At 69.2% G+C, this 20,032-nt stretch carries 17 protein-coding genes and 3 pseudogenes; 14 read left to right on the top strand and 6 right to left on the bottom strand.

Annotated features, from left to right (window positions below; translation table 11 throughout):
• Positions 1–327 precede the first annotated feature (327 nt).
• A pseudogene (locus tag OH768_RS00635) lies at positions 328–556 on the top strand (IS110 family transposase); the annotation flags it as partial.
• A gap of 161 nt (positions 557–717) precedes the next feature.
• Here the strand turns inward: OH768_RS00635 and OH768_RS00630 are convergent.
• Positions 718–1,425, bottom strand: coding sequence for a FadR/GntR family transcriptional regulator (locus OH768_RS00630; RefSeq protein WP_406448878.1), 708 nt, complete (start codon positions 1,423–1,425; stop codon positions 718–720).
• A 184-nt stretch (positions 1,426–1,609) separates the two neighbouring features.
• Between OH768_RS00630 and OH768_RS00625 the strand changes: the two genes are divergently transcribed.
• The 12 genes and pseudogenes from OH768_RS00625 (at position 1,610) to OH768_RS00570 (ending at position 12,145) form a co-directional block, all read left to right on the top strand.
• Positions 1,610–3,193 (top strand): CoA transferase, encoded by a 1,584-nt coding sequence (locus OH768_RS00625; RefSeq protein ID WP_406448876.1) that lies wholly within the window; start codon positions 1,610–1,612, stop codon positions 3,191–3,193.
• Between the two features lie 35 nt (positions 3,194–3,228).
• Positions 3,229–4,545, top strand: a complete 1,317-nt coding sequence (locus tag OH768_RS00620) for an MFS transporter (RefSeq protein WP_406448874.1) — start codon at positions 3,229–3,231, stop codon at positions 4,543–4,545.
• A 42-nt stretch (positions 4,546–4,587) separates the two neighbouring features.
• A complete protein-coding gene (locus OH768_RS00615) occupies positions 4,588–4,785 on the top strand; it encodes a hypothetical protein (RefSeq protein ID WP_406448873.1) in 198 nt (65 codons plus the stop codon).
• Positions 4,782–5,867 (top strand): GDSL-type esterase/lipase family protein, encoded by a 1,086-nt coding sequence (locus OH768_RS00610; protein ID WP_406448871.1) that lies wholly within the window; start codon positions 4,782–4,784, stop codon positions 5,865–5,867. Before OH768_RS00615 ends, OH768_RS00610 begins: the two co-directional genes overlap by 4 nt.
• Before the next feature lie 71 nt (positions 5,868–5,938).
• Positions 5,939–6,289, top strand: a pseudogene (locus tag OH768_RS00605) (STAS domain-containing protein); the annotation flags it as partial.
• Between the two features lie 120 nt (positions 6,290–6,409).
• A complete protein-coding gene (locus tag OH768_RS00600) occupies positions 6,410–7,954 on the top strand; it encodes an ISL3 family transposase (RefSeq protein ID WP_406448869.1) in 1,545 nt (514 codons plus the stop codon).
• Positions 7,955–8,072: 118 nt separating this feature from the next.
• A complete protein-coding gene (locus OH768_RS00595; RefSeq protein ID WP_402364805.1) occupies positions 8,073–8,486 on the top strand; it encodes a DUF6313 family protein in 414 nt (137 codons plus the stop codon).
• Positions 8,483–8,740: a DUF6313 family protein gene (locus OH768_RS00590; protein ID WP_406448867.1), complete on the top strand. Its 258-nt coding sequence runs from the start codon at positions 8,483–8,485 to the stop codon at positions 8,738–8,740. Before OH768_RS00595 ends, OH768_RS00590 begins: the two co-directional genes overlap by 4 nt.
• A gap of 32 nt (positions 8,741–8,772) precedes the next feature.
• A complete protein-coding gene (locus OH768_RS00585) occupies positions 8,773–9,522 on the top strand; it encodes a DUF6082 family protein (protein ID WP_406448865.1) in 750 nt (249 codons plus the stop codon).
• Positions 9,523–9,922: 400 nt separating this feature from the next.
• Positions 9,923–10,663 (top strand): annotated as a pseudogene (locus tag OH768_RS00580) (ISL3 family transposase); the annotation flags it as partial.
• A gap of 167 nt (positions 10,664–10,830) precedes the next feature.
• Positions 10,831–11,520 (top strand): transposase, encoded by a 690-nt coding sequence (locus OH768_RS00575; protein ID WP_406448863.1) that lies wholly within the window; start codon positions 10,831–10,833, stop codon positions 11,518–11,520.
• A gap of 109 nt (positions 11,521–11,629) precedes the next feature.
• Complete coding sequence (locus OH768_RS00570; protein ID WP_406448861.1) at positions 11,630–12,145, top strand: hypothetical protein; 516 nt, start codon at positions 11,630–11,632, stop codon at positions 12,143–12,145.
• 342 nt (positions 12,146–12,487) lie between these two features.
• Here OH768_RS00570 and OH768_RS00565 read toward each other — a convergent pair whose 3' ends face one another.
• From OH768_RS00565 to OH768_RS00555, 3 genes are all read right to left on the bottom strand, one after another.
• Complete coding sequence (locus tag OH768_RS00565; RefSeq protein WP_406448859.1) at positions 12,488–13,189, bottom strand: methyltransferase domain-containing protein; 702 nt, start codon at positions 13,187–13,189, stop codon at positions 12,488–12,490.
• 101 nt (positions 13,190–13,290) lie between these two features.
• Positions 13,291–13,755: a hypothetical protein gene (locus OH768_RS00560; protein ID WP_406448857.1), complete on the bottom strand. Its 465-nt coding sequence runs from the start codon at positions 13,753–13,755 to the stop codon at positions 13,291–13,293.
• A gap of 368 nt (positions 13,756–14,123) precedes the next feature.
• Entirely contained in the window at positions 14,124–14,321 is a 198-nt protein-coding gene (locus tag OH768_RS00555) for a peptidase inhibitor family I36 protein (protein ID WP_406465085.1), read from the bottom strand.
• Positions 14,322–14,488: 167 nt separating this feature from the next.
• Between OH768_RS00555 and OH768_RS00550 the strand changes: the two genes are divergently transcribed.
• Positions 14,489–17,416: an AfsR/SARP family transcriptional regulator gene (locus OH768_RS00550; RefSeq protein WP_406448855.1), complete on the top strand. Its 2,928-nt coding sequence runs from the start codon at positions 14,489–14,491 to the stop codon at positions 17,414–17,416.
• Between the two features lie 110 nt (positions 17,417–17,526).
• Here OH768_RS00550 and OH768_RS00545 read toward each other — a convergent pair whose 3' ends face one another.
• Positions 17,527–18,336, bottom strand: coding sequence for an IS5 family transposase (locus tag OH768_RS00545; RefSeq protein WP_406448853.1), 810 nt, complete (start codon positions 18,334–18,336; stop codon positions 17,527–17,529).
• A 115-nt stretch (positions 18,337–18,451) separates the two neighbouring features.
• Complete coding sequence (locus tag OH768_RS00540) at positions 18,452–19,849, bottom strand: sporulation protein (protein WP_406465084.1); 1,398 nt, start codon at positions 19,847–19,849, stop codon at positions 18,452–18,454.
• Between the last annotated feature and the right edge of the window lie 183 nt (positions 19,850–20,032).

Raw genomic sequence — 20,032 nt, 5'->3', positions numbered from 1 at the left:
GGACGGCCCGGTGTGCGGGGCGGGCCGGCGCATGGGCGGGTGCTGTGCCAACTGTCTTTCCAGCGACGGAAAGTGCGGTGTCGATGGATGACAGCACTGCACGGGGCGGGTGTCCAGCCCTCGCGCAACACCCGCCCCGCACGGCCGAGTTCAGGCCACGAGGCAGCCCGGTCCAGGGGTAGGAGGGCACCGTGGACGGCACCGTGTCCGTTCCCGAGGTCGGCGAGCCCGTCTCGTTGATCACGTGCTCGTACTGGCCCTGGCCGCCGAGCGAGACGACCATCACGTCGTGGAACTTCACGCCCGGCGTGTTCGGAACGGAGAGTCCGACTGCGTGGCCTGCTCACCCGGATCCCGGATCCCCCGGTCCCTGGAGCGGGTGCCGGGCCCGCGCGTCCAGCACTCGGCTGTGCTCATGATGCCGGAACGGTTCGGCTCCCCGGAGGAGTCGAGGAAGGCCGGACGCCGCCGACGGTTCACGCCGATACGCCCGAAGGCCCCGCGCATGGCCGAACGCATGGTCGAGGACGTCTTCACGGCGCTGGACGAGCGGACCCCGAAAATCGCCGACATGCTGGGCGTCACGGAGCAGGAACCGCCGTCACAACGGATGTTGTCGTGGGCATCGCCCTGAACCTGCCGGCAGCCGGTGGGCCGTAGGAGTCCCCTCCTGCCTCGGCGACCTGGCTGATGAAACCACCGGTGGGGCCGCGGGCTTCACTCGGAGTCGTCTGCCTGCCAGTCCAGCAGTTTGACTTGGCCGACGGTGACCACATGATGGTGCATGGCACGGGCGGCCGCTTCGGGGTCGCCCGCACGTACCGCGTCGGCGATGAGCCGGTGCTGCTCGAGGGACTGCTCCGGGCGGCCGGGCTGGCGCAGGGACTCCGTGCGGCTTTCCGCGATGGACAGCGAAATCTCCGCTATGAAGTCGCCCAGAAGGGCGCTGTGGCCGGCCGCGGTCACGGCCGCGTGGAAGCGCCGGTCCTCGGGAACTCCCAGTTCACCGCGTTCCACCGCCTCCCTCATCGCGGCCAGCGCCGCCTCGATCTCCGCCAGGTCCTTGTCGGTACGGCGCGTGGCCGCGAGCTCAGCGAGCTTGGTCTCCAGCGCGTCCCGGGCGTCCAGGACGTCCGGCAGCCGGCGCCGCCGGTCGATCATCGTCTCCAGCGGCTCCGCGTCCAGCCGGTCGCGCAGCAGGTAGGTGCCGCCGCCGTGCCGCGTGTCCACGAGGCCCTGGACCTCAAGGGCCACGAGCGCCTGCCGTACGGAGGTGCGGCTGACGCCGAGCCGCTCGGCGAGGTCGCGTTCGGGAGGCAGCCGGTCGCCCGCGTGCAGGCTTTCGCTCTGTACGTACTCCCGCAGCCGCTCGACCACCTGCTCGTACAGGCGGGGCCGTGACAGCGGACGCAGCGCATCGGACACGGGCGCAAATCCCTTTGCCAGTAGAGGAGTTCGGACTTCCGCGCAGCCACTTGACAGCAGTTCGCAGGGGTCTCACACTCTAGCCGATCAGCCCACTGGTCCAGTGGTCCAGCCAATTCCAGGACCTGGAATCAGGCCCGCCCGAACCGGGACAACGCCCGCTCGAGAAAGGCGCCGCGCAGGTATGGCACCGATCGAAGCACCCTGGTCCGCAGCGGCACCGGTTCCCGACGGCGTCCTCGCCGGGATCCGCGTCCTGAACCTGTCCCGCGTCCGGTCCGGCCCGCTCGCCACCATGGTCCCGGCCGGTCCGGGTGCCGACGTCGTCAAGGTCGAGGACACCAAGGACGGCAACGACACTGGCCAGTGGGGTCCGCCGTTCCAGGCCAGCGAAGCCACCTGCTTCCCGACCGTCAACCGCAATACGTGCGGCGTGCGCAGCGGCCACAAGACGGCCCGGGGGAGCGAGTCCCTGCGGCGCCCGGCTGAGCGCGCCGACGTCCTGGTGGAGCATTTCCGCCTGTGGCGCGAGTTCACCGAGGTCGTGGGTGTCGTGGAGCTCGCCGACGCCCCGCGTCCGGCCGCGGGCTCCGAGCGGGTCTATCACGGCCGCGGGCTCGTCCTGCTCCTGGAGGCCGCGCTCGCCGCCAGCGGCCGGGCCCCGTGGGCCGAAGTGCTCACCTCCGCCGGGATGTCCTGCTCACTGCTCGGCACCGCAGAGGAGGCCCTGTGCAGTGAGCGGGCGGTGGCCGGCGCAATGGTGCAGGTCCTGCACCGGCCCAGGGCGGGCCCGCTGCTTGCGGTCGCCTCCCCGCCGAAGCCGAGCGGTCCGCCCGCCCTCACCCGTAGCGCACCTCCACTGCTGGGCCGGTGCACCGACGAGTTACCGGCCGAGTCCGGCTGCGGCGCGGCCGGACTCGCGGAGCCGCACGCAGCGGGGCCGTACAGTGACAGGTTCGGCGGCGGTCGGCAGTCGGCGCGACGGTGTGTTCGCCACCGTACGGGTGGGCACCTGACGCCGGACCGACGCCCTGGGCACCCACGACGTGCAGGCGCAGACCGCCGTCTTCGAAGACCTGGCCCAGGACCGTACGCTGCGCGTAGTCGTCTCCGGCTGTGGCGGCGGCTGCTTCAGTTCCGGCTCGGACACGCCCGAACGGCTCTCCGCCACACCGGACGGGACCGACGCGAGTTTCGCCGCCATGGAGAGGGCGCTGACGGCCATCGAGCGTCGCCCGTCCCCGTCACCGCGCCCGTCCCCGTCACCGCGCCTGTGCCCGTCACCGCGTCCGGCCGCGGCACCGCTCCAGGCGCGGGCCGCCAACTCGCCTGCCCCTGCGGCCGGTGCGTCGTCGCCCGGCTGGGAATGCCTCTCGCGCGCTGGAGCATTCTGGTGCCGCCCGCCCTGCACACAGCCCGCCTCTCGCCGCTCACCGGGCCCGCGACGGCCGGCTCGCTCTTCACCGGACGACCGATCGACGGCCCCGAGGCACTGCGGTTCGGCCTTGCCACCACCCGTGTCGTCGAACCCGGCCCCGCCGACGCCATGGCCGCTCTCATCAGCTCGATCACCGCTCGGCCCACGGCGGCCATCCGGCCGCGAAACACCCCTTCGACGCACCGCTGCCCCGTGCGGAGACCGCCCGCACACCTTCACCGGGCCGGCCGCCGACTACGACAGCATGCGGGCCGGCCTCAGCACCTGTCTCGCGCGCGTCTCCAACGTCGGCCGATCTGCGACCGGACCGCATGTGCAGAGCGGCCCTGACCCCTCGTCACCTTTCGATTCGAATCGAGGTCCCCGTGACGATCAACGAACAACCCGCGACAAGCACCACGGACTTACCCCCCGCCGCAGACCGCCTCACCCGGGCCCAACGGCACGCCTTCTGGGGCTCGTTCGGCGGCTGGGCCATGGACGGTTTCAACTGGACCATCTTCGGGCTGGTCCTCGCCCCCACCATGGCCGACCTCCTGCCCCGCGTCGGCATCGCCGACACCCCCGACAACGTCGGCTGGTACGGCCAGATCAGCGCCGCCCTGTTCCTCCTCGGCTGGGGCTGCTCCTTCATCTGGGGCCCCATTGCCGACCGGTTCGGGCGCAAGCCGGCCATGATGGTCTCGATCCTGATGTACGCGGTGTTCACCGCCCTGGCCGGCACAGCCACCAACCTCTGGGAGTGGAACGCCTTCCGTTTCCTGGCCGCCATCGGCGTCGGCGGCGAATGGGCCATGGCCGGCACCCTGCTGGCCGAGGTCATGCCGGAGCGGGCACGGATACGCTTCGGCGGCCTGATGCACTCGGCCGCGTACTTCGGTGTCCTCCTCGTCGCCGCCGTGTACCTCCTCTTCGGCTCCACGCTCGGCTGGCGCGGCATGTTCTTCCTCGGCGGCATACCCGCCCTCGCCGTCTTCCTCATCCGCCGCACCACGCCAGAGCCCGAGCGCTGGAAGGAGCGGGCCGCCGAACGAGCTCACCGCTCCTTCTGGCAGCCGGTCAGGGAAGTGCTCAGCACCCAGTACCGCGCCCGGACCATAGGCAACCTGGTCCTCCTGGTGGTCTGCGTCATCGGCCTGTGGGCCGGCTCCACCTACGTCCCCACCGCCATGAACAACCTGTCCAAGGACGCCGGTTACGGCCACACCACCACCGTGCGCCTGGCCGGCCTCTCCACCATGACGGTGGCGGCTTTCACCATCCTGGGCTGCTTCTGCGTGCCCCGCCTGGCCGGGCGTCTGGGCCGTCGCAGGACACTGGCCGCGCTCTTCGCGCTGATGGCCCTGGGAACGGTGGGTGCGTACGGCCTGGCCTACCCGCTGCACTCCATCGGTCTGACCTTCGCGTTCCTGCCGGTGCTGGGGCTCGGCGGGGCGAGCTTCGCGGTATTCACCATCTGGCTGCCCGAGCAGTACCCGACCCGGATGCGGGCCACCGCCTTCGCGTTCACCACCACGTTCTCCCGCTGGTTCGCCGCCGCCGGCACTTTCCTCATCGGCTACGGCATCCACGCCACTGGTTCGCTGACACTCCCGCTCAGCCTCACCGCCGTGGTCTTCGTCGTCGGCATGGCCCTGGTACCGCTGGCGCCCGAGACCCGAGGAGAGGCGCTGCCCGACTGAACCTGCTCCCCGACAGACCCACGTCAGAGAGGCATCACCCGCATGCGCCCGGTCCGCGGACCCGCAACACGTCCTACCGCCCTCGTCGTACTGGCACTTTCTCTCGCCGCGGCCGGGCTCGCCGGCACCGCCTCGGTCCCGATGCCCGAACACCGGGGCGGGCGGACGTGGTTCACCTCCTGGGCGCAGTCCCAGCAGTCCCTCGCCGGCACGCCGCTGCAGACCAGTCCCTGTGGATGATCACCCATCTCAGCCAGGGCGGCGACGTGTTGTGCGTCCGTATCCAGAACACCTTCGGTACGACCCCACCGACCATCGACGCCGCCACGGTGGGCCGCGGTGGGCACGCCGCGGCGATCACCGGGCCCGTCCGCGCTGTCACCTTCGGCGGCCGGTGTCACGTCGTCATCCCGCCCGGCGGCGAGGTCTGGAGCGACGCCGCCGGGCTCGCGGCCCGTCCCCAGGACGACATCGCGGTGTCCTTGTCCGTCGTCGGCACGGCCACGCCGGGGGAGCACTCCACGGGTCTGCGCACCAACTGCCTCTCCCAGGCGGGGTCGGGCGATCACACCGCGGAGGCCGGCGGCGACGCGTACACGCAGACGGTCCAGTCCACCTATCTCGTCAGCGCCGTCGACGTACGCAACACGGCGCTGAAGGGCACGATCGTCACGTACGGCAGTTCGATCGTCGACGGTGTCGGCAGCACCAACTGCGGCCGGGCCGCACCGAAACGGCAACCAACCGCCGCTGGCCGGACGACCTTGCGACGCATCAACCGCGAAATCCCCGCGGATCGGCAACTCGCGGTCGCCAACGCCGGCATCAGCGGCACCACGAGTTCGGCCGCCTGCCCCCACATGCCCGACGTCGCCGTCGGCCTGGACGCGGCAGCCCGTCTGGAGCGGGACGTGCTCGCACTGCCCGGGGTCACTGGCGTCATCTACTACTACGGAACCAACGACCTCGCCGACGACTGCGACGCGGCGCAGATCCTGGCCAGTTACCGCGCGGTCTTCCAGCGCCTGCACACCGCCGGGATCAAGGTGTACGTCACGCCCATCACCCCGCGCCCCGGCTACACCGACCAGAACAACCTCGACCGCCACACCGTCGGCAGCTGGGTCAAGAAGTGGAACACCTGCTCCGGCACCTGCGACGGAGTACCAGACGTCGACCAGGTGATCAAGGACCCTCTCAGGCCGAACAGCACCAACCCGGTGAACGACAACGGCGACGGCATCCACGCGAACATCGTCGGCCAACAGGCCATCGCAGACTTCATCTCGCTGCCGATGCTCCGCTCCTCAACGGCACTCTGACACCATCGGTCCGTCTCGGCGCAGGGGGCGGCAGGCCATTCGCAAATGTGGCTTCGGCGGGGTGCGGGATGGCCATGGCCATCTTCGCCAAGCGCGTCGCCCACCTGGCCGACGTCACCTCTGCCACCGACCCCGACGGCACTCAGGTCGTCTACTCGGTCACCGGCGAACTGTTCTTCGCCTCCTCCAACGACCTCGTCGGCCAGTTCAACTACGCCCCCGACCCCGACAAGGTCGTCATCGACCTGTCGGCCGCGCACATCTGGGATGCCTCCTCGGTGGCCGCGTTCGACGCCATCGAGACGAAGTACGCCCAGCGCGGCAAGACCGTCGAGATCATCAGCCTGAACGTGGCTGTGACGTTGTTCAGCGGGTCCTGGCGCGCATTCCGTGAAGGCGACCACGCTTCCGTACGCCGGTGACATGCAGTCACATTGCAGGGACCCTGGCTGACGTGTGAGGACTTGATCGAGAGGCTGTTTCCGCATCTGGAAGCGGTACGCGTGGAGCAACTGGTTCTGACAGAAGGCGTGTTACGTGTTGTGGCGCGGACCCGAGATGAGCGGGACTACGCCTGCCCGGCATGCGGGACACCGTCGCGACGGACGCACAGCCGGTACGAGCGCCGGCTCGCCGACGCCCCGGTGGGCGGCCGCCGGAGCGTCATCGAACTCTCCGTTCGGCGGCTGTTCTGCGACAACGCCGGCTGCACCAGGGTGACTTTCGCCGAGCAGGTCGAGAGGCTGACCTTCTTCTACGGCCGCCGGACGCCGCTGCTGCGGAGCTTGCTGGAGTCGGTCGGTGTGGCGCTCGCCGGACGGGCCGGAGGCAGACTCGCCGCCGTGCTGTCGGTCCCGGTCGACCGGTCGGCGCTGCTGCGGCTCGTGATGGCACTGCCCGACCCGCCAGCGGCCACGCCGCTGGTCCTGGGAGTCGACGACTTCGCGACCCGGAAAGGACACGTCTACGGAACGCTCCTGGTCAACGCGGAGACACACGCCCCGATCGACATACTCGAAGGCCGCGAAGCAGGGCCGCTGGCTCGCTGGCTGACCGCACACCCCGGCATCGAGATCATCTGCCGGGACCGGTCCGGCTCCTACAGCGACGCGGCCCGCACCGCCGCTCCGGACGCAATCCAGGTCGCAGACAAGTGGCATATCTGGAACAACCTCGGCAAGGCCGCCGAGCGGTGTGTGACCAGCCACCGTTGCTGCCTGCCGCCCTGGGCCCCGGAGGTGGGGCCCCAGCAGGCCGACGTCAGCGACGAGGAAGAGACGTTCCCCGCTTCGCACCGGCGCACCGCCGAACTTGCCCGAATCCGTTGGCACCAGGTCCATGACCTGCTCGATGCAGGGATGGGTATCCGCGCGATCGCGCACTGGCTTGGCTGGGGACGGCACACAGTGCAGCGGTATGCCCGCGCCGCCCGCTGGCAAGACCAGGTCACCCTCCGGCCGCGCCGCTCCAGCATCCTCGACCCGCACACCGACTACCTGTGGCAACGGTGGCAGACCGGCAACGTGATGATCAAAGACCTCCAGCGCGAACTCCGCGAGCAGGGAATCGACGTCAGCTACACCACCCTGCGGGACTGGATCACCCGCACTCTCCCGCCCCGCCAGGCACCCGCCGAGCCTCCACTGCGACCACCGACCGTCCGTCAGGTGACCGGCTGGCTCACCCGCCATCCGGACACGCTGAGCGAGGAGGAGGCCAGTCAGCTCAAGCTCACGCTCGCCGCATGTCCCGAACTAGCCGCCGCCCACAAGCACATCCGCGTCCACGGGCAGATGCTCCAGACGCGCCAGGCCGCCGAGCTGCCGACCTGGATCGAGGAGGTCAGCACCAGCGGGCTGCCCGGCCTTGCTGGCTTCGCCAAAGGACTGGCCACCGACCTGGACGCAGTCACCGCCGGCTTCACCACGAACTGGAGCTCAGGCATCGTCGAAGGCCGCGTCTGCGATCTCAAGATGCTGAAACGGCAGATGGTCAACCGAGCCGGACTCCCTCTGCTGAGAAAACGCGTCCTGCTCGTCGCTGCCTCCCGACGCTCACACACCGTGTCGTACACCCGAGCAGCATGATCGCCTTACGGAAGACGCGCCAAGACTCAATAGCGAATGCCTTGGACGGCATCCGTGGTTCACGGGTGATTCTGTGACGGACCTGCCATGGGCAGCGTGTAGTCGCTACGGTGACCATATGCCCGAGCCTGTGACGGTTCCACCGAAGGCGACGTGGGTGGAGCAGACACGCGACGTGTTCCGCTCCCTGTCGCGTCTGAACCGTCCACGGTATTGGTTGGTTACCCGAGGCCCCGCATGGCTCACGGTATTCGGCCTGCTGTACGTCGTGGGGGGTGTGGTCCTCGGGTGGCGCGCCGCATACGAAGTACTGGTCGGCCTCCAATCGCCGGGCGACACGAACGTCCCAGCCTACGCATATGCGCTAGGGCTGCTGGGTTGGTTGCTGGTCCCGGCCATCATCGGGGGCGCTGCTGGCTACCTCGTAACACGCCAGATCGATCGGCGCAGAACGGTGGACGCGGAGGAACTTCTGGCCCAGATGCGCAGGGAGGCAGGACACCTGGCGGATCCGCCTCAGGTCCGCGAATGAAGTCGCTGCAACAGCTCTATGCGGAGGGTGGCGAATCACGCGAATTCGTAGAGCAGTTCGTCAACGGCCCGCACAGTGGCCGATGGAGCCGCGCACAGGATCACTGGTCACGCACCGTGGAGCACATCGCGCACAACGCCAAGGAACTGGAGAGCATGCACTCGGACGAGGCACAACACCGGGCCGAGACCCTTGCTCGCACGTTGGCCTGGACTTTGGCGCGGATGCACAAGTGCTGGGCGTGTGCGCTATGACCACACATCGCCCCTCAGATGAGGAGGGTTCGATGGCGCTGCGGAAGCCGGTCGATGCGGTCATCGAGCAGATGATGCACGCCGTCTCTCCGGGAGAGCGGGCCAGCGAAGTTCACCAGGTTGCCTCCATGATCGCGGACATCGGGCTGCGGCGCGCCCCCACCAGCGCGGACATCGACGAATTGCGGCGGCTCTTGAGCGCGCGCGGCGAGACAAGCATGGTGTGGAGGGCTCGCGGCCGACGGTTCGGCATGAGTGCGAGCCGGTTCCTAGCTGGTCTCTCAGACGGATTTGCCGAAGCACGCCGAGAAAGTGCCTCTCGCGACGAGGCCAGGCATCTAGGCACAGAGTGGCGGCAGCATCAGGAGGACTACGTCACGAGCCTGGTATCCGTGCACGACATGCGCCTCGGGCTACTCCGCGAGGCGATCGACAACCCGGATCTCGCAGCAGCTCTGGATGTGTACGGATCCGAGATCTCTCCCGCAATGCGACGGCAGTTCCTCTTCGTCGAGGCCGTATACAGGACATATCTGCTGGAGTGGCGTGTCGGCGCCATGACCCTGGAGGAGTTCTACGGGAACCTGCGGATCTTGTTCCAGAACCCGATTTTCCGGCAGTACTGGGAGGCGACGCGTAACCATCGAGCCAGCCTCAGCCAGAACTCAGCGGAAGCCCGCATCGGACGCGTCGCGGACGATCTGGTAAGGGAGATGGACGAAGCGGATACTGACGAATGGTGGGTCGTCGGCGAGCCGCCGACGACCGACGGAAACGTTTGAGGGACCCGTAGGGCCGACCCTCCGAACTGTGTCTGCCACGTAACCAGCGCCTCGCCGCAGAGGGTCCAGGCGTGGCCACCGTGTAACCCTGGCCGAACATGATGTCCGCGTATCCATCGCCGTATCTGTTTCACGAAATGCGCGCCAGGACCGTTCAGCGGCCCCGGCATGTTGGCTTCGATCGGCCCCTGTTGGTGGGTCGCACGGGTGCATTGAGGGGTAGTGACGGGGCGAAGTGGGATCTGGCAGCGATCACGGGGAGCCGTCACGGTCGGTGAACGGCGTGTTCGATTCCCGTGTCCGAGCCGGGGTGCGCTGGCCGGTATCCGCCCATACGTGACGCTCCCTCAGCTCCTGGTGGAGCGGGCTGGAGACGCCTGCTGCGGTCGACGTCTCGGGCATGGACGAATGCGAACTCTCCTGGCAGGACGTGCTGTTCGCGGGTGTGGCGGTACTCATCGAGTCTGCGGTGCGCGGCGCGACAGTGACGGTCATGCATGCCCGCAGTGGGAGCCGTGACGGGCGGTGCCCGAAGTGCGGCAATCCGTCGTCCCGGGTGCACGACCGATACCAGCGGCGGTTGCAGGATGTGCCGCTGGCCTCGCGGCAAGTGGAGATCACGTTGGAGATCCGTCGGTTCGTCTGCGTGAACGCGCAGTGGCCGCAGAGGACGTTCGCCGAGCAGATACCGGGCTTCACCAGCTCGTACGCCCGCTGCACCAACCGGCTTGGGGCACTGCTGAACGTTATCGCGCTGGCCCTGGCCGGACGCGCCGGAGCCCGCATGGCTGCCGCGCTGGGCATCACGGCAGGGCGGATGGGGCTGCTGAGTCGGGTGCGGGCGATGCCTGACCCGTCGTACGACACCCCGCGTGTACTCGGCGTGGACGACTTCGCGATCAAGCGGGGGCATACCTATGCCACCGTGCTGACCAACGGCGAGACGCATCGGGTCGTCGACGTGCTGCCCACCCGGGAGGCCAAGCCGCTGACCACGTGGCTCCTCGCGCATCCGGGCGTGGAGGTCGTGTGCCGTGACCGGGCCGGTGCCTACGCCGAGGGAGCCGCCGTCGGCGCACCGGAGGCGATCCAGGTGGCAGATCGCTTTCATTTGTGGATGAATCTGGGCCAGGCCGTCGAGAAATGCCTCGCCGCGCACCGCTCCTGTCTCACGCACCGCCGTCGGCGCCGACCCCGCCACCGTCCGCGCAGCCACCGCTTCGTCCCGCAACGGCGCACGGCAATGGTCGCCTCGCCGCACGGCTGTAAGCCCATCACGCCCTGGTCCACGGCCTGTTGGAGCAGGGCATGGGGGTCCGGGCCATCGCCCGCCACCTGGGCTGGGGCCGGCACACCGTGCAGCGTTACGCCCGCGCCGAGCACTGGTACCAGGTCTCCCCGGGACGCCACCGGCGCGGCAGCAGCCTGGATGTCCACCACACCTACCTCTCCCAACGCATCACCGAAACCCGTGGCCGCATCTCGCTCACCGCCCTGCACCGCGAACTCGCCGAACGCGGCTGGCAGGGCAGCTACTCGCCGCTGCGCGACTGGGCGCGGCACTGCCTTCACCAGCCCCGCCGGACCCCACAGCCGCCCCCAGCACCGACGACCGCACGGCAGGTCACCGGCTGGCTCGCCCGCCGGCCGAGTTCGCTCTCCGAGGACGAACACCGGCAGCTCAAAGCGGTTCTGGACGCCTGCCCAGAGCTGGCCACCGCGCACCAACTAGTACGTGACTTCGGTGACATGCTCACCCAGCAGACCGGCGTCCTCCTGCCCGCCTGGATCGACGAGGCCCTCACGGCGGACCTGCCCGGTCTGACCGGATTCGCCCGCGGGCTCACCAATGATCTCGACGCCGTCACCGCCGGGCTGACGCTCCGCTGGAGCTCCGGTGGCACCGAGGGCGCCGTGAACCGCATCAAGAAGATCAAGAGGCAGCTGTACGGCCGGGCCGAATTCGACCTGTTACGGAAGATGATCCTGCTCGCGTGACCCGCCGCTCCGGCTCCTGCGCCATGGCAGTTGAGCATTGTCACCGGAGGCAGGTCACTAGTAGGTTCGAGCCGCCGATGTTCGAGCGACGGGGAATACGGGGCCCGGGGTGGCACTGCTGGGCACGCTGGTGACAACGGCCGCCGGGGCGCTGTCCGCCACGATCGGGGTCCTGGTCGGGGGCATCGTCACGCACCGGGCCCAGGACCGTCAGTGGCTTCGGGACAAGCAGTTGATCGCCTACCAGGAACTGATCAGCCACTACGCCAAGTTCACGATGATCATCAGCCGCGCCCACGCCGGCCGACAGGGATGGGACTACGACTGGAGCGAGTGGAGCGCGACCCTGACCCGTGCCAGCCTGGTCGCCCCTGTGGCCGTCGCAGCGGAGATCGACAACTTCGGCAAGGCCATCAACGCATTCCTGGACCAAGTGGCGCGCGACCCGGCACGCGACCCGTCGCGCGCCCCGTTGAGCCAGGAGGAGTTCGCCCAGGCCAACAGAGCACCCGCCCAGGCACAGGTGCAGTTGGTCAACGCCATACGACGCTCACTGAGCAAAGATCAAAAGGCGCTGCCCTTCTGGATAGGCGGATCGCTCGCGGGCAGTTCCGACGACACCTGATAGACGCGGCACGGCCGGAAAGCCCATCCATCGCCCACGCTCGCACGGTGCATCGGCGCTCATCAAGGAATCGAACACGCCGTTCACCGACCGTGACGGCTCCCCGTGATCGCTGCCAGATCCCCGCTCAAACCGCCCGAGCCAGTGTGTGCGGCGGCGGTGGAGGATGGTCAGGTCCCACCGCTCCAGCGTGTTGCCCTGCGGGGTGTCGAGGAGCGAGTCGTCGTGGGAGATACGCAGGTGAAGTTCGGAGGGTCTCCGGGCAGCCTGCGTGACTCGACCACGCCTACAGCCTAGTCAGGCGGACTGTACCGCCGTCCCATCCCTCGGTCGGATGAACGATCAAGGTCGGCGCGCCGCGGTCACCAGCAGTGTGTCCGCGGTGCGCGGCCCCCGGACGGCCGACGGCAGCATGTCCACGGTGATCCCGGTGAATCCGGCCTCGTCCAAGACCTTCACCCAGACGTGCTCCTGGAGTACCCACCGTTCCATCGTGGTTGCTTCCCCCTCAGGGGTCCTCGCGGGGACAGGGGCGGCTACGACGTCCGGTTGCGGGGGAGTGCCGCCCAGGTAGTGCGCAAGGGTGGAGAAGACCAGCCGTCCGCCCGGTCTGAGAGCGAAGATCGCCGCCGGCAGCAGTTCACGGGGGTCGGTGAAGTCGAGCGCGCCGAAGACGCTGTAGAGCACGGCGTAGGTGTTGGCCGTCGCCTTCAGATGCGACAGGGCGTCAGACGGCACGATGCGCAGACGGGGTGCGAGGTGGCCGAACAGGTCGGCAGCCATCTCGTACTGCCCCGGCGAGGCATCGACAGCAACGACCTGGGCGGGCTTGTGATGGACAACGAGATGGGCGGCGTGCCGGGCGGCACCCGCGCCGAGGTCACCGACGACTCGCCCCGACAGGTCTCCCAGAACCTCCGGGCCGGGGCCGCTGTCCTGGCTCCAGATCCAGCGAAAGGTGTCGGGAACCTCCCGGTCGCGCCCGGCGCGGGTGCGGCCGTAGTGGTGCCAGAGGTCTGAGGGGGTGGTCGTCACCCGTACCATGCTGGCGCGCGGGGCCCGGCACCGAGCCGGTTCCGGGGAATCTCACCCCCACGTGCGTCGGGCCCCAGCCGACTGCGGCCGGGGCCCGACGTGCCTTTCGGTCAGTGCGAGTCGTTGCCGGGGTGGCAGGGGCCGCACTCGGCGGCGTCCGTCCACAACGACAGGTCGACGTCCCAGCCGTTGGACGCGATGACGGTCGCCGTCTTCATCACCGAGCCGTCGTTCTTCATCTCGGCCTTGGGCACGTGGTGCAGGAAGTGCCCGCCGTTGAAGCGGTCGCACAGTTCGGAGTACGCCACGGTGTCGAGGATGATCGTGTGGACACCGACGTCGACGAGCTTGCTCGGCGCGAGCCCCAGGGACTCACCCCGGTGGTTCATCGCGGTCAGCAGATAGGCGTACCCCTGGCCGAGGACCCGGGCCGCCATGATCGAGTCGTACGGGTAGTCACGCACCAGGAGCGCGACCTGCTTGTCCCACAGATCGTCCGGCACGACTTCTCGCGCGGACCGGAAAGGGCCGATCGTCGGGTCGGTGGACAGTGGGGATGCGACTGCGGCTGACATGATTCCTCCGGTGGTGTAGGTTCTCGCGGCTCCTGTCATAGGGCGTCACGTTGACCAGCCAGTCCTCCGGGTATCTCACGCTGTGGCCAAACGCTCCTTTCTCACGGCGGACGGCATTTCCCCAATCGCGGTCGTCGCTGCCTCCACCGCTTCTGCGGCGCGAACGTCGACAGGTCTCACACGGCATCGGTCTCGCGGCGCTGGGGCGGAGTCGCGGCTCGAGTGCGAGGGCTTGCCGCTGGGAACAACAGCACGCGGCCGATGCATACCCCCGTGAGGCATCGACCACATGCCGTGTGCGCTGAGGGAGAGGACCGGGCAGGGCAGCCCCCCAACTGCCCTGCCCGGTGGCCGAGCTCCGCCGTAGCTCAGCTACCGCAGTGGTTCTTGAATCGCAGGGAATGTGTCTGATCGTTGAGGCCGTAGGAGCGGAGGTCCTGGATGGAGCCGCCGTCCGCGCCTACGCAGACACGACGGCCGTGGTAGTTGTCCTTCTGCCATACCTGGACGGCCCTGTCGGAGTTGTTGATCACCGAGCTGCCCTTGCTGCGGATGGAGTCAGGCAGGTGCTTTATGTTTCCGCGGCGCTCAGGCCAGAGAGGGCTGGTTGCTCCCTCGGTGTCCCGGGCGTTGTCCCCACGGTGTGGCGTGAAGGTGGGCAGGAACCTTGTGAAAACCTTGCTTTACTGGTCAGCGTGGGTCGGCTGGCGCGGGCCGCAGCCCGGTGCACGGGATGGTGCAGAGTGACTTCCGGGGGAAGCGCATGACGAACTTTCTGCTGCTGGGCACGGTCGAGTTACAGGGCGCGGATGGTGCGGCCGTGGATCTGGGTCCGGCCAAGCAGCGCACGGTCCTGGCGGCATTGCTGGTAGACGCGGGCCGCTGGGTGGCGGTGCAGACGCTGATCGACCGGGTCTGGGGGGAGGACGTGCCCGCTCAAGTGCGTCCCTCGCTCTACACGCACATTGCCCGGATCCGCCGGATGCTGGCCAGCATGGCTGCGCCTGTCGATGCGGGCGCGGGCGGCGCTGGCGCGAGGCCGCAGTTGAGGCGAGGTCCCGGCGGGTACCTGCTGGACGTGTCGTCCGGCCGGGTCGATGTGCACCGGTTCCGGCACCTGGTCGACCAGGCCCGCGGCGCGGGCCGTACGGACGCCGAGCGGGTAGTGATGCTGCGTGAGGCGTTGGGCTTGTGGCGCGGAGAGCCGCTGGCGGGGCTCGCTGGTGCATGGGCGGAGCGCACCCGGCACAGCTGGCACCAGCAGCGGATCGAGGCAGTGCTGGCGTGGGCCGAAGCCGAGTTCCGGGTGGGCCATCACGCGGGAGTGATCGGTGCGCTGACCAGTCTGGTCGCTGAGCATCCGCTGGTGGAGCCGCTCACCGTGGCGCTGATGCGGACGCTGCAGGCTGCCGGACGTGGCCCGGAGGCCCTGGCCTGCTACACCATGCTGCAGAAGCGGCTGGCCGAGGAGCTGGGTGCGGACCCGGGCGCCGAGGCTCAGCAGGTGCATCAGGCGATTCTGCGCGGCGAATCCGCCCCTCTCGCGGGCGGCGGTACGCTGCCGCCCGCCGAGGCGGGACCCAGTCACACAGTTCCGGCGCAATTACCGCTGGAGATACGGGGGTTCGCCGGTCGGCAGGATGAACTGGCCCGGCTGGACAGGATCCTGACCGCTGCCGCGCAGCGGCCGACTGCGGTGGTGGTGTCCGGCACCGCGGGGGTGGGCAAGACGGCGCTCGCGGTGCACTGGGCGCACCGGGTGGCCGAGGGTTTCCCGGACGGTCAGTTGTATGTGAACCTGCGCGGCTTCGACCCGTCCGGGACGGCGGTGACGCCCGATCAGGCGGTGGGGGGCTTCCTAGACGCTCTGGGGGTGCCGGCCCAGCGCATCCCGGTAGACTTTCAGGCGCGGGTGGGCCTGTACCGGAGCCTGCTGGCCGGGCGGCGAGTGCTGGTGGTGCTGGATAACGCCCGCGACACTGACCAGCTCCGTCCGCTGTTGCCTGGCGCTCCCGGCTGCCTGGCCGTGGTCACCAGTCGCAGTCAGCTCACCGGCCTGGTCGCCGCCGAGGGCGCCCACCCCGTTGCCTTGGACATGCTCTCACCGGCTGAGGCCCGCGACCTGCTGGCCCGCCGGCTCGGCGAACACCAGGTGACGGCCGAACCAGACGCCGTTCAGGAGATCATCGCCCGGTGTGCCAGGCTCCCGCTGGCCCTGGCCATCGCCACCGCCCGCGCCGCCGCCAACCCCGGCTTCCCCCTCAGCACCGTCGCCGCGGAGTTACGCGAAAGCCACGGCAGCCTCGACGCTTTCGATGCAGGTGACCTCACCACCAACGCACGGGCTGTCTTCTCCTGGTCGTACCACGCCCTCACGGCGCCGGCCGCGCGCCTGTTCCACCTGCTGGGCCTGCACTCCGGGCCCGACCTCGCCGCCCCCGCCGCGGCCGCCCTGGCCGGGCTCCCGCTCCGACAGACCCATGGCCTGCTCGTCGAACTCACCCGCGCCCACCTGCTCACCGAGCACTCATCCGGCCGCTACACGCTGCACGACCTGCTGCATGTCTACGCCGCCGAGCGTGTCCTCGCCGTGGAGACATCGCCAGAGCGGGACCGCGCCGTCGAGCGGCTCCTCACCTGGTACCTGCACACCGCCGACGCCGCCTATCCGTTCCTCGCCCCGCAGCGCCGACAGGTTCCCCTCACCCCGTTGCCCGCCTCCTGCCACCCCCTGGCATTCAGCGCCTACGACCAGGCCCTTGACTGGTGCGAGACCGAACGCTCCAACCTCGTCGCCGCGGTGCACCAGGCCGTCGCCGCCGAACAGCCAGGCATCGCGTGGCAACTGGCCGCCGTCCTGTGGGGGTTCTTCTATATCCGCGGCCATCTGCACGATTGGCTCGACACCACCCGGACCGCCCTGGACGCCGCCCGCGACGCCCACGACCGCACGGGCGAGGCATACAGCCTTGGCGACGTGGCCTGCGCCCTGACGCAGACACACCGGTTCGACGAGGCAATCGACCACTACCGCCAGGTGATGGCCCTCGGACGAGAACTCGGGGACACCTACTTCAGGTACCAGGCCCTGGCCAGCCTCGGCTACTCCTACCGTCAGATCGGCCGGCCGGACAGGGCCGTCGAGTACTGCCGTCGGGCACTGGCCATCCACCGCAAACTCGGCGAAGCCTGGGGCCGAGAGGGAACCATCCTGAATAACCTGGGCGACGCCTATGCGCAACTCGGCCGGTTCGACGAGGCCATCGACTGCCTGGAACAGGCACTGACCGTCCTGCGCGCCATCGGCGACCGCTGGGGCGAAGGCATCGCACTCGACATCCTCGGCACCGTCCACCGTCGGCTCCGGCGCCACGATGACGCGGTCGAGTACTACCGTCGGGCGCTGGACACGCATGCGGACATCGGCAACCGGTGGGGACAGGCCCACGCCCTCGGCAACCTCGGTGACGTCCACCGGGGCGCTGGCCACTCGGACGCCGCCCGCACAAGTTGGCAGCAGGCGCTTGCGCTCCTCGACAAGGTCGACCACCCGGACGCTGAGGAGATACGGGGCAGACTCCGCCGCCTCGACGAACTCCCACCCGACGAACGGTGGGATCCCGCTGCCGAACGGGAAACGACCCCCACGCCCCGGCCGTGACACCAGACACTTGTACTTCTTGCTCTCAGAGGCCGCGCGGTAGCCATGGCGGCCGGTGGCTGATGAGGCGCGCTGCTAGGAGACTGTCCATGTAAGAGGTTGTAACACGATCATGGTTGTGCCTTCTTGAGGCGTCTCCAGCAGATGAGGCCGCAGGCCAACGAGACGAAAGCGTCGTGGAGTTCGGTGCGGCGTTCCCAGCGGACGGCGAGGCGTTTGAACTGGTGGAGCAGGGCGAAGGTCTGCTCGACGACGTAGCGGAGTTTGCCCAGGCCCTTGATGTTCGGGGCGCCTTTGCGGGAGATGACCGGCAGGATCCGGCGGCGTCGCAGCTCATGGCGTACGGCCTTCGAGTCGTATGCCTTGTCGCCGAGCAGTGCGTCGGGGCGTCTACGGGGGCGGCCGGGCCGTCCGGCGACGGCCGGGACGCCGTCGATGAGGCCGAGGGTCTGGGTGACGTCGTTGACGTTGGCCGCGGTGGTGATGACCTTGAGTGGGGTGCCGTGTCCGTCGCAGATCAGGTGGTGTTTGCTGCCCGTCTTCCGCCGGTCGACCGGCGACGGACCGGTGTCGGCTCCCCTTTTTTTCGCGCGGATGTGGGAGCCGTCCACGCAGGCGCGGGACCAGTCGAGTTCGCCGGCCGCGTTCAGCTCCGCGAGCAGGATGCGGTGCAGCTGGTCGAAGACGCCGGCCTGCTGCCATCGTTCCAGTCGTCGCCAGCAGGTCTGTCCCGAGCCGAACCCCAGCTCCAGGGGCAGGAGTTGCCAGGCTATGTCGTTGTGGAGGACGTACAGGATGCCCTGCAGACACAGTCGGTCCGCCACCGGCCGCGGCCCCGGCGACTTCTGTGGCCAGGGCGGCAGCAGCGGTTCGATCAGCGCCCACAAGTCGTCGTCCACGATCCACGGCCGAGTGCTCACAACATCCCGAACGGCCGAATCGTCGCATCGGTCACGCCCGACCAGGGCACTTCAACAAGATCGTGTTACGAGCTCTACGAGCGGGGATCTCCCGGGAGACCGCAGGGCTCAGGGCTCAGGCGGCGACGCCGAGTTCGGCGCGGGTGCGGTGGATGAACTCGCGGACGGCCGGTTCGCGCCGCCAGGGGACGAGGGCGGCGTTGAACTCGCGGACGTAGTCCTTGGCCCGGGAGGACTGGACGCGGGCGAGGATGTCGACGGACCGGTTGCCGAGTGCGAGGCCTTGGTCGAGGTCTCGGGCCTGGAGGTGGGCGGTTGCGACGATGGCGAGCCGCATGCCGACGGAGCGGGTGAATGCGCCGGTCGGCATCGCTGCGGCCTGTTTGTTCCAGACGAGGGCGGCCTTGGGGTTCTTCAGGTCCCGGAAGACTTCGGCGGCGTCCGCCGAGAGGCGGGCGTGGTGATAGAAGTCGATCCACGCCGGCTCGTCACCGTTGCCGTCCTTCGCGTGATCCAGGAGATCCTCGGAGGCTTTCAGGGACCGGGAGGCGGCCCGGGGGTTGTTCTCGCGGGCGTGAGCGCGGGCTTCGATGAGCTTGGTGAACGCCAGTACGCGGGGCACGGCCCGTCCCCTGGCCCGTTCGAAGGCGCCCTCGGCCATGTCCACGGCCTCGGACGCGAAGCCGCGCATGAGGGACTGCATGGCCATGGTGGTCAGTACGTAGCAGCCCAGTTGGACGTCGCCGCCCGCGCGGGCGAGGCGGAGTGCCTGGATGAAGTGCCGCTGGGCTGCATCGTGCTGGCCGACGTCGAAGGCCGTCCAGCCCGCGAGGCGTGACAACTCGGCGGTGACGGAGAAGAGTTCACGGCCGATCTCGTCGGAGAAGCTGCCCTGCAGCAGTGGGGCGGCCCGGTGGTCGAGGCAGTCGGTGACGGAGTTGGCCTTCCAGTTCCCGCCGCCGTATTTGGAGTCCCAGCGGCGGGCGTCGTCGGCGGCCTCGCGCAGTTCGGCGAGGTCTGAGCGGCCGACCTGGGGGCCGCCACGGTGGTCGGCGGTCTCGTCGGCGGGGGTGACGAGCCATCGGGTGACGGGGGTGGTGAAGGCGGAGGCGGCGAAGCCGGAGCCGGCCTGGGTGAGGAAGTCGCGGCGGTTCACGGAGCTCCAGAACATGGTGGCGACGCGGACGGCGTCGGCGGGGTCCCTGGGGAAATCCAACCCCACCGATGCGTCGATTGTCTCCGCCTCGCCCATACCGATCTCGCCCAGGGCGACGGGCCGGCCGAGCCGCTCGCCGATGGCCTGCGACAACAGCTTCGGGACGGGCCATTTCGGCGTCATCCCGCGCCGGCACCAGTTCGCCACGGACGTGTGTGAGTAGTCGGTCTCTATCCCGGCGGCGTGGGCGAGCTGGTTGACGCGCAGAGCCAGGGACTTGTGGCTCGCGCCGCTGGCGTCGATGAGCCGGGCCAGGTCCGCGTTCGGCGGACGGGTCCGGCGGGCGGTCGATGCCACGACCTCTCCCTTGCCGGTTGCCGGGACCGCGGCCGACTCGAACAGGCGGTTGAGCACATGAGCCTGTACTCGACCGGAGCCGAAGAGCCGTACGCGTTCCGCGTGTTGGGTCACCGAGGGTATTGCCTGGCGGGCTCGTGTGAACCGTGTCTGCGAGTTGTGAGCCCCTCTGCGAGCCCTCCC

Origin of the sequence: Streptomyces sp. NBC_01622 (genome assembly GCF_045209635.1) — a bacterium.
Classification (GTDB): Bacteria; Actinomycetota; Actinomycetes; order Streptomycetales; family Streptomycetaceae; genus Streptomyces.
Note: the sequence above shows the minus strand (reverse complement) of the source record. Positions and strands in the feature narration are given on the sequence as shown.

What these genes read in the sequence shown, in the direction of transcription:
- OH768_RS00625 (WP_406448876.1), top strand. Translation starts at nt 1,610, where the DNA reads ATGGCACCGATCGAAGCACCCTGGTCCGCAGCGGCACCGGTTCCCGAC.
- OH768_RS00615 (WP_406448873.1), top strand. Translation starts at nt 4,588, where the DNA reads ATGCGCCCGGTCCGCGGACCCGCAACACGTCCTACCGCCCTCGTCGTA.
- OH768_RS00610 (WP_406448871.1), top strand. Translation starts at nt 4,782, where the DNA reads ATGATCACCCATCTCAGCCAGGGCGGCGACGTGTTGTGCGTCCGTATC.
- OH768_RS00595 (WP_402364805.1), top strand. Translation starts at nt 8,073, where the DNA reads ATGCCCGAGCCTGTGACGGTTCCACCGAAGGCGACGTGGGTGGAGCAG.
- OH768_RS00590 (WP_406448867.1), top strand. Translation starts at nt 8,483, where the DNA reads ATGAAGTCGCTGCAACAGCTCTATGCGGAGGGTGGCGAATCACGCGAA.
- OH768_RS00585 (WP_406448865.1), top strand. Translation starts at nt 8,773, where the DNA reads ATGGCGCTGCGGAAGCCGGTCGATGCGGTCATCGAGCAGATGATGCAC.
- OH768_RS00575 (WP_406448863.1), top strand. Translation starts at nt 10,831, where the DNA reads ATGGGGGTCCGGGCCATCGCCCGCCACCTGGGCTGGGGCCGGCACACC.
- OH768_RS00565 (WP_406448859.1), bottom strand. Translation starts at nt 13,189, where the DNA reads ATGGTACGGGTGACGACCACCCCCTCAGACCTCTGGCACCACTACGGC.
- OH768_RS00560 (WP_406448857.1), bottom strand. Translation starts at nt 13,755, where the DNA reads ATGTCAGCCGCAGTCGCATCCCCACTGTCCACCGACCCGACGATCGGC.
- OH768_RS00550 (WP_406448855.1), top strand. Translation starts at nt 14,489, where the DNA reads ATGGTGCAGAGTGACTTCCGGGGGAAGCGCATGACGAACTTTCTGCTG.